This window comes from Cellulomonas septica (assembly GCF_012396155.1).
GTDB lineage: Bacteria > Actinomycetota > Actinomycetes > Actinomycetales > Cellulomonadaceae > Cellulomonas > Cellulomonas septica.
On sequence record NZ_JAAXOY010000074.1, the window covers coordinates 1 to 9,144 of the forward strand.

At 74.9% G+C, this 9,144-nt stretch carries 4 protein-coding genes and 1 pseudogene; all 5 read right to left on the minus strand.

The features are described 5' to 3' along the window. A partial coding sequence (locus HGA02_RS05010) for a protein phosphatase 2C domain-containing protein (protein ID WP_168678071.1) occupies window positions 1–693 on the minus strand: 693 nt, incomplete at its 3' end. A gap of 171 nt (window positions 694–864) precedes the next feature. Continuing rightward, a complete protein-coding gene (locus HGA02_RS20785) occupies window positions 865–1,320 on the minus strand; it encodes an FHA domain-containing protein (RefSeq protein ID WP_246247444.1) in 456 nt (151 codons plus the stop codon). 123 nt (window positions 1,321–1,443) lie between these two features. Further along, window positions 1,444–2,070, minus strand: a pseudogene (locus HGA02_RS20790) (AAA family ATPase); the annotation flags it as partial. Between the two features lie 28 nt (window positions 2,071–2,098). Then, window positions 2,099–8,200 carry an Ig-like domain-containing protein gene (locus HGA02_RS05020; protein ID WP_168678073.1) on the minus strand — a complete coding sequence of 2,034 codons (6,102 nt, stop codon included), beginning with the start codon at window positions 8,198–8,200 and terminating at the stop codon, window positions 2,099–2,101. After that, the coding region (locus HGA02_RS05025; protein WP_246247442.1) for an SDR family NAD(P)-dependent oxidoreductase at window positions 8,197–9,144 on the minus strand (948 nt) is incomplete at its 5' end. The genes HGA02_RS05020 and HGA02_RS05025, both read right to left, overlap by 4 nt.

Consider the following 9,144-nt stretch of genomic DNA (forward strand, 5'->3'; position numbering starts at 1 on the left):
CGCGACCAGGCGGTCCGCCGCCTCCTGCGCGGACCCCGCCGTGCGCAGCTCGACCTCGATCCTGCGGTCCGTCAGCTCGTCCGTCAGGCCGTCCGAGCACACGACCATCCGGTCGCCCGGGCTCACGGGGAACAGCCACACGTCCGGCCGCACGTCCGACGCCCCGCCGCCGAGCACGCGCGTGACGACGTGCCGTCGCGGGTGACGCGCCGCCGCGTCCGCCGGCACGAGACCGCTCGCGACGAGCTCGGCGATCTCCGAGTGGTCCGCCGTGACCTGCTCGAGCACGCCGCCGATCATGCGGTACGTCCGTGAGTCGCCCACGTTGAGCACGACCCAGCACGGCACGCCCTCGTGCTCCGTGAGGACCACGCCCGTGATCGTCGTGCCCGGTCGGCGCGGCGACGACGACGGGAGGTCCCGGACCCGCGCGTGCGCGTCGCGCAACGTGCCCGCGACCGTCGCGACGTCGGGCGTCGTCCCGACCAGCGGCCGCAGTGCCTCGACCGCCAGGCCGCTCGCGACCTCGCCCGCCTCGTGACCGCCCATGCCGTCCGCGACGACGTACACGCCGCCCGACGCGAGGGACGCGTCCTCGTTGGAGTCGCGGCGCCCGCGGTCCGTCGCGACGCCCACGTCGACCCGGACGCCGGCCACGGCCGGCTGCACCGACTCGTCCGACGGGGCCGTCACGTCCACCTCGCAGCGGGATCGCTCCCCGGCGGAGACCCGCCGTCGGGAGGGCGGTCGGCGACCGCCGCGCTCATGCTACGGCGCGACGGGCGCAGGACGCGGCCGTTCGTCGGGATCGTCCCGGGTGGCGGAGCGCCATCCGCCGCTCTCCGTGCTGGGGAACAGGTCGCGTCAGGCGCGCTCGACCCGGGCCGCCCGCTGGCCGAAGCGGATCGTCCAGCCCGCCTCCACGACCGCGCGCGCGCCGGGCGTCAGCGCCGCTCCCGAGCCGTCGGGGCCGACGAGCACCGTGCCGTTCGTCGAGCCACGGTCGACGACCCAGAGCCGGCCGTCGCCCGTCGGACCGAACGCCAGGTGGATCTTCGAGACCGAGCGCTGCGGGTCGTCCACCGCGACGACGTGCGTGACCCCGGCGTCCGACGGGTCGCGACCGACGAGCCCGTCTCCCTCGACGACGACCCGCTCGCCCGTGTCGAACACGAGCCGCAGCAGGCCGGCCGAGGCGCGATCGGCGGACGGGTCCGCCGTGCCGACGAGGCGCGTGTGCTCGACGTCGCCGAGCCCTCCGGCCGGAGACGCCTCGCTGCGCAGGACGGTGTGCTCCAGGTCGCCCGGAACGGAGGGCATGAGCGGCTGGACCGGCGACGTCACCGGCTCGCGCAGGCGCGTCTGCTCCACCTCGCCGAGCCCGACCGCGTCGACCGGCGCCCTCGCCGGCTCGCGCAGACGGGCCTGCTCCACCTCGCCGAGCCCGACCGCCTGCGTCGTGATGCGCGGCGCGAGGTTCGTCGTGCGGTCGCGCGCACCCGCGAGGATCTCGATCGTCGAGGCCCGGTCCGGGTAGCCGAGCGACGTCTTGATCAGGAAGCGGTCGAGCTGCGCCTCCGGGAGGCGGTACGTGCCCGCCTGCTCGATCGGGTTCTGCGTCGCGATGACCATGAACGGCCGGCCGACCGAGTGGGTCACGCCGTCGACCGTGACGTGCCCCTCCTCCATGACCTCGAGCAGCGCCGCCTGGGTCTTCGGCGAGGCCCGGTTGATCTCGTCCGCGAGCACCACGGACGCGAAGACCGGCCCCTGGTGGAACTCGAACTTGTGCGAGCCCTGGTCGTAGATCGTCACGCCCGTGACGTCCGACGGCAGCAGGTCCGGCGTGAACTGGATGCGGTGGTGCGTGCCCTGCACCGTCGCGGCCAGCGCCTTCGCGAGCGACGTCTTGCCCGTGCCGGGCGCGTCCTCGAGCAGCAGGTGGCCCTCGGCCAGCATCGCGGTGAGCGCGAGGCGGATCGTCCGGTCCTTGCCCAGCAGGGCCTGCCCGACGTTGGACACGAGCGTGTCGAACGTCTCGGCGAACCAGGCGCTCTGCTCGGGGGTCATCGTGTTCTCCTCCAGGGACGTGCGGGGATCAGGGTGCGGGCACCGTGTAGGTGACGGGGTTCGACGCCGGGCCGGCGCCCTTCTCGTTGCGGGCGGTCACGACGACCGTGACGACGGCGCCCGCGCCGGGGTCGCCGAGGTCGCGCATCCGCCGGGCGCGGGTCGTGCCGTTCTCGTCGTCGCAGCCGACCTGGTTGCCGTCGACGGCCCAGCAGACCTGGTACGTCACCGACAGCCCGCCGGAGTCCGGGGCCGACCACGCCGCCGTGAGCCGCGTGGGGGCGTCGGTCGAGTCGGGCGTGAGCGTGAGGCCACCGACCTTGCCCGGCACGGCACCCCAGGTGATCACCGCGCTGCTCTGACCCGGCGAGCTCGTGAACGTGCGGCCGTCGACCGTCGTGTCCGCGACGACCGTCAGCGTGACGCGCGTGCCCTGCCAGCGCCAGTTCCAGCCCGACACGTCGACCGTCTGGCCCGACGCGCCCGTGCCGTCCGCACGCTGACCGGTGTCGGTCTGCAGGCTCCACCGGTACCGCAGGTTGTTGCCGCCGTTGGCCGCGGCCGCGGACCAGCTGATCTGCAGCGTCGTGGGGCGCCCGGCGGAGGTCGTTGCCGTCACGACCGGCTGGGCGACGTTCGGCTGGCCGGGCGGCGTCGTCGCCTGGGCGCTCGCCGCCGGGCTCCACCCGCTCGACCCGGCCTGGTTCACGGACCGGACCTGGAACGTGTACGGCTCGTCGCGGCCCTGCAGGCCCTCGGCCACCCACTGCTCGCCGCGACCGACCGACCGCTCCGTGCCGTCGGGCATGCGGACGACGTACTCGGTGATCGGGGCGCCGTTGCCGTCGGCGCCGGACCACGACAGGCGGATCGCCCCCTGGCCCGCGAGCGACGTCGCCGTCAGGGAGGTCGGCGCGGTCGGCAGCCCGAACGTCGACGCGGTCGTGGTCCCGGCGGCGCCCTGGCCGGCCTTGTTCCGCGCGCGCACGGACACCTTGTACGGGTAGCCGGTGCTCGCCTGGGTGAACGTCCAGCGTGTCTGGCCCGCGGGGACGACGGTCGTCAGACCGTTCGGGCCCTCGACCGTCACCTCGTACTCGGCCACCGCGTCGCCGTTGTCGGCACCGGGCACCCACGTCACGTCGAGCACGCGGCCCGTCTGCGAGTCGGTCGGCACGGCCTGCACGGTCGGGGCGTCGGGGGCGCGCGCGGGCACCATCGGCGTCGACCACGGCGACCAGGGGCCGGGCTCGGGCGCGCGGTTGTGCGCCCGGACCTGCACCGTGTACGCCGTGCCGTTGCGCAGGCCGGTGAACGTGTAGCTCGTCGAGCTCGTCGAGACGCTCGCCGGGCCGTTCGCCGGCGACGGCGAGATCTGCAGCGTGTAGCTCGAGATGGCCGAGCCGCGCGACGCCGGCGGGGTCCACCGGGCCGTCACCGCGTTGTCGCCGAACTCCAGGGTCGGCGTCGCCGGCGCGTCGGGGACCGCGTCGGGCCGCGCGGGCGCCGACGGCGCACTGGGGTCCGACCAGCCGACCGCGTTGCGCGCGGCGACGGTGAACGTGTACTCGACGTCGTTCGTCAGGTTGTCGAGCGTGCACGTCGTGCTGGTGCACGACCGCGTGATGCCGCCCGGGTTGGCGACGACCCGGTACTCCTCGATCGGTGCACCGCGGTTGTCCGGGGCGTCCCACGACAGGACGACCGTGCGGTCGCGGACCTCGCCGACGCGCGGCGCGATCGGGACGGCCGGACGGCCGCGCACGACGAGGACCACGCGTCCCTCGACCTCGCGGTCCGGGTCGCCGGTCGCGTCGCGCACCCGCACGACGGCGACCATCTGGCCGATGAACCCCTGGGCCGGGCGCAGCGACACCGTCCCGTCGCCGACGGCGACCGTGCCCTGGCCCGACTCGACGCGCGCACCGACGACGGTCAGCAGCTCGCCGGGGAACGGGTTGTACGCGCCCTCCAGGACGTCGACGCGGCGTTCCTTGCCCTCCTCGCCGTCGGTGAACGTCCGGTCGACGACGTCCGCGAGCGGACGCTTGCTCGCGACGACGCGGACGTCGACGGCCTGGTCGAGCGAGCCCGAGCGTCCGTACCCGATGCGGATCGGCAGCTGCGCGGTCTTGCCCTTCGGCGTGTCACGGGCGGCGGCGACGTAGAGGATGCCGCCCTCGACCGTGGCGGTGAACCCGACCGGGCTCGCCCCCGTGAGCTGGTAGCTGTACTTCTCAGCGGTCCCCGACTGCCCGGCGGGCCCCGTCGTGAACGCGCGCAGGTCGACGACGGAGGCCGCCTCGCCGGGCGCGACGTCGATCATCGACGGCGTGAACGTCGGCGGGTGGTCGTCGACCGCGTACACGTCGATCAGCAGCGTGAGGGGCGCGGTGTGCGCCGACGAGTCGCCCGCACCCGTGGCGTCGGTGACGACGAGCGTGATCGACGCGGGACCCGCGTACCCGGGCGCGGACCGGAACTGCAGCGTCGTGTCGTCCTTGACGAGCCCGCTGCCGTCGGACTTGGTCGCGGTGACGCCGAGCGGGTCGGCGACCTGCGCGGTGCGGCCGGGCGCGACCTTGATCTGCTCGTCGAGCGAGATCTCGAGCAGCTCGCCCGTCGCGACCCGCAGGTCGGGCGCGCCGCGGCGCAGCGTCGGCGGGAAGAACCCGAGCGCGGGCACGGTGATGAACGCCCACGACGCCGCCTCGCCGGTCGGGTCGGTCGTGTTGGTCAGCCGGTACGGCAGCGTCTGCGCGTGGTCGACGAGCGTGATCACGACCCGGCCGTCCGGGGCCACCCGGGCGACGTCGGCGACCGACCGGGGCACCGAGACCTCGAGGTCGCTCAGCGGGCCGCTCGGGTTCTGCGCGAGCGTGAGGACGTTGACCGCGACCTCGGTCAGCTCGAACGTGTCGGCCGGCGGCACGACGACGTCGGCGGCGATTGGTGCCAGGACGGGGGCGTCGCGCGTGACGGTCACCGTGAGCACCGCGGTGTCGCTCCCGCCGCGCGCGTTGGTCGCGGTGTACGAGATCTGGACGATCCCGTCCTGCTCGGGGGCCTGCACGATGAGGCGTCGACCCTCGACCCGCGCGGCGACGTCCGTCGGCGACGTCACGAGCTCGTCGGACAGCGTGAGCTCGCCGCCGCTCGAGTCGACGTCGTTGGCGAGGACCCGCACCTCGACCGTGCGGCCCGGGGCGACCGTCACCGCGTCGTCGCGCGCGACGACCGTGGCCGCGGTCGTGGGCCTCTTAGCGATGCCGACGCGGATGTCCGCGACCGCCCGCTGGCCGGTCCAGTCCTCGACCGCGTAGCTGAAGGTGACCGTGCCGAGGTCGTCCTGCGCCGCCTCGTAGACCAGGTAGTCGGCGCCGACCTCGACGATCCGGCCCCGCTCGGGCGGCTTGGCGAAGCCGAGGAGCGCGACACCGTCGCCGTCGTCGTCGATCCCGACCAGCGGGACGTCGACGCGGACCTTGTCACCGGCGAAGACCCGCGCCTCGAGGTCGCGCGGCCGCGGCGGCGCCTTGGTCGCGGCGTCGGACGCGTGCACGCGCACCGTGAGGGTCGCGGCGGTCTCGTTGCCGGTCTCGTCGCGGACCACGAACGTCGCACGCGCGGTCATCGGCGTCGACGGCGCCTGGTAGCGCAGCACGTCGCCCGACACGAAGAGCAGCCCCTCGCCGTCGCCGAGCGGCTCGGCCAGCGTCGGCTGGACGGTGAGACGGTCGCCGTCGGGGTCGTACGCCGTGTCGAGCACCGGGATCGTCACGACGCCCCCGGTCCGCACGGACGCCTCGACGTTGCGCACCACGGGCGGCTGCGACGTCCCGGTCGCCGCAACGGGCCGCACGACGATCTCGCCGACCGCCTCCTCGCCGCCGTTCGAGACGACGTACCGCAACGACACCGGCTCGGTGAGCGTGCGGTCGGCCGTGATCTGGACGTACCGGTGCTCGAGGACCGCGGCGTGCAGGCCGAGGCCGGGCGGGACCTCGACGTCCTGCAGGACGAGCACGCCGCCCGCCGGGTCGGAGTCGTTCTCGAGCGGGTCGATCGTGACCTCGCCGCCCGCCGGCAGGTACGCGACGTCGCGCACCGCGACGGGCGGGCGGGCCTGCTCGGGCCACTCGAGCACGTCGACGCGCGCGAGGCCGGTCGCCTGCTGCGGTGCCGCGGTCACCACGAACGGCACGTAGTACGTCTGGGCGCGCGGCGCGGAGAACGTGAACGTGCCGGCCGCGAGGTCCGCCTCGACGGTCGCGCCGACCACCTGGTCGACGCTCGCGAGCCGCGGTGCCTCCTGCGACGTCGAGCGCACCGCGTCGAGGGGCCGCAGCGTCACCGCCTGGCCGACGTAGGTGACGGCGTGCACGGGGTCGATCTGCGGCGCGAGCGAACCCGCCGGCCGCACGTCGACCTCGAGCGAGCCCTCGACCGTGTGCGTGCCGTCGGAGACCAGCACCGTGACCGGGGTGCGGCCGAGCCGCCCACCGTCCGCCCGGAACGTGAGCGACCCGTCCTGGCGGAACCGGACCGTCCCGGCCGCCGCGTCGGCGGACGCGCCGACGAGCACGAGGTCGTCGCCGTCGGGGTCGCGGAAGTCCGCGAGCACCTGGTAGTCGGCCTCGCCGCCCGCCTCGACGCGCAGCGAGCCGTTCCGCAGCTGCACGGGCGGGTCGTCGAGCGAGCCGTCGCGCGCCGTCAGCCGCACGCGCGCGGTCGTCGGCGAGCTCGTGCCGCGGCCGTCGTCGACGGTGTACGTGAACTCGGCCGTGCCGGACGCGTCGGGCGCGACCGCGACCTGGAGGGACCGGCCGCCGAAGATGGGCTCGACCGTGCCGAACTCGGGCGGCAGCGGGTCGACGGTCGAGATGACGAGGATCCCGCAGTCGGACGACGAGTCGTTGTCGATGACCGGCAGGATCGTCGTCCGGCCGGGGCGCACGCCGAACTCGTCGTCCGCGGCGACGGGCGCCGCCGACGAGTCGCTGCACTCGGTCACGAGCTCCTGCGTGGTCTGCGGGGTCTGCGACTCGTCCTCGGCCTCCTCGGGCTCCTCCTCGGGCACGACGTCCTGCCAGTCCGGCGTGCGCAGGTCGGTGTCCTGCGTGGGCATCCAGACGCGGCCGCGCAGCGTGTCGTTGAGCACGACGATGCCGTGGTTCACGCGGAAGACCAGCACGTCCTGCGCGGACATGTCCTGCAGGTTGCGGACCTGCGGCTTCTTCCCGTCGCACAGCTCGAGGTACGAGCCGACGGGCGTCGCCCAGGCGGCGTGCGCGCACGACCCGACCTGCACGGGCCGGGCCGGGCGGCCCTCCCCCGTCGTCGGGTGCTCGACCACGTCGCCGCCGTCGAGCGGCACCTCGAGGAGCGCGTCACGGCTCGCGACGAGCACGCGCGACGACTGCGGCCCGGGCTCCTGCAGCGCGAGGTCCTCGCCGTCGAGCTCGACGGTCCCGTGCAGCGTCCGCAGGGTGCTGCCCGAGAGCACGACGGGCTCGTCGCCGACGGCCGTCACGGACTCGATCTCCCCGTCGCCGCGGAGCGTGCCGCCGGGCGTGGTCGACGGGAGCTGGGACAGGTCGACGCGCGTGACCTCGCCGTCCTCGGCGATCGCGAGCGCGACGCCGCTGCGCGCCACGACGACCGTGCCGCCGTCCCCGACCTCGGCGTCGGCCGGGTCCTGCGGGACGTTGAGCCGGTCGAGCTGGTCGACCGTGCGCACCCAGGCGTCCCCGCCCGCGGCGACCGCGACCGTCCCGGCCGCCATGGAGACGTCGGCGCCGGCGACGGCCACGGCGGTCGTCTGCGTGACGGACGCCGGGTCCACGACCGAGAAGCCGGTCGGCTCGAGCAGCAGCACGTCGCCGCCGTCCTGCTGGACGTCGAACGTGCTGCCGCTGGTGACGACCCCCGCGTCGAGCTCCTCGACCTGCGCGTTGAACCGGCCGAGCTTGAGCTGGCTCGTGTTGGTGAGCCACACGCCGCCGTCGTTGAGGTCGACGCGCGCGAGCGGGAAGCCCTGGTCGACGAGCGCGAGCACCGCGACGACGGCGGGCAGCGTGACCACGGCCATCGTCTTCGTCGCGCGGCTGCGGACCGTCTGCCAGCTCATGCCGAGCACCCCTGCGCGGGCTGCGCGGACGACGACCGGTCGGCCCGGACGATCGACACCTCGATGCACACCTGGCCGCCGGGCGCCTGCTCGGCGGGCACGGTCACGGTGGGCGCGTCCGCGAGCTGGGGCGTGGGCTCGCCCGTCGCGGTGCGGACGGCCCACAGGTACCGGTCGCCCTCCGCAGGCTCGGGGTTGACCCACGTGAAGACGACGGAGCCGTCGGCCTGCGGGGTCGCGCGGATCGAGTGCGGCGCGGGCATGACGCCGCCCTTCGACGCCGCGTAGTTGGTCTGCCCGCGGTTGCCCGCGATGCCCGACGTCGACGCGAGCGACACGATGCGCGGGGCGTCGGCGAAGTCGCCCGACGTGAGCAGCGCCTCGTTGATCCGCAGCTGGCTCGCGATGTTCACGGCGAGCACGGATTCCCACTTGTCGGGCGTCATGTTGGCGAGCAGCTTGTCGCGCGTGATGCCCGCGTTGTGCACGACGACGTCGAGCCGCCCGTGCCGCTGGAGGGCGTGCGCGAGGATGCGCGCACCCGCGTCGTCGGCCGTGACGTCGAGCTGGAGCGCGGTGCCGCGGATCTCGTTGGCGACGGCGGCGAGCTGCTCGCCGGCGGCGGGGACGTCGACCGCGACGACGGTCGCGCCGTCACGGGCGAGCGTCTGCGCGATCGCCTTGCCGATGCCGCGCGCGGCACCGGTCACGACCGCGACGCGCCCGTCGAGCGGGGCGTCCCACGACGCCGGCAGCGCACCCGCGTCGGACGCGACCGTGAGCAGCTGCCCGTCGACGAACGCGGACCGGGCCGACAGGAAGAACCGCAGCGCGCCCAGCGCCGACGGTGCCGTCACGGACACGCCCTCGCGCAGCACGACGCCGTTGCCGGTCGCCCCGCCGCGCAGCTCCTTGGCGAGCGACCGCAGCAGCCCGTCGACGCC

Coding starts and splice junctions, on each gene's coding strand:
- HGA02_RS20785 (WP_246247444.1), bottom strand. CDS start 1,320: ATGCCCTCCGTTCCGGGCGACCTGGAGCACACCGTCCTGCGCAGCGAG.
- HGA02_RS05020 (WP_168678073.1), bottom strand. CDS start 8,200: ATGAGCTGGCAGACGGTCCGCAGCCGCGCGACGAAGACGATGGCCGTG.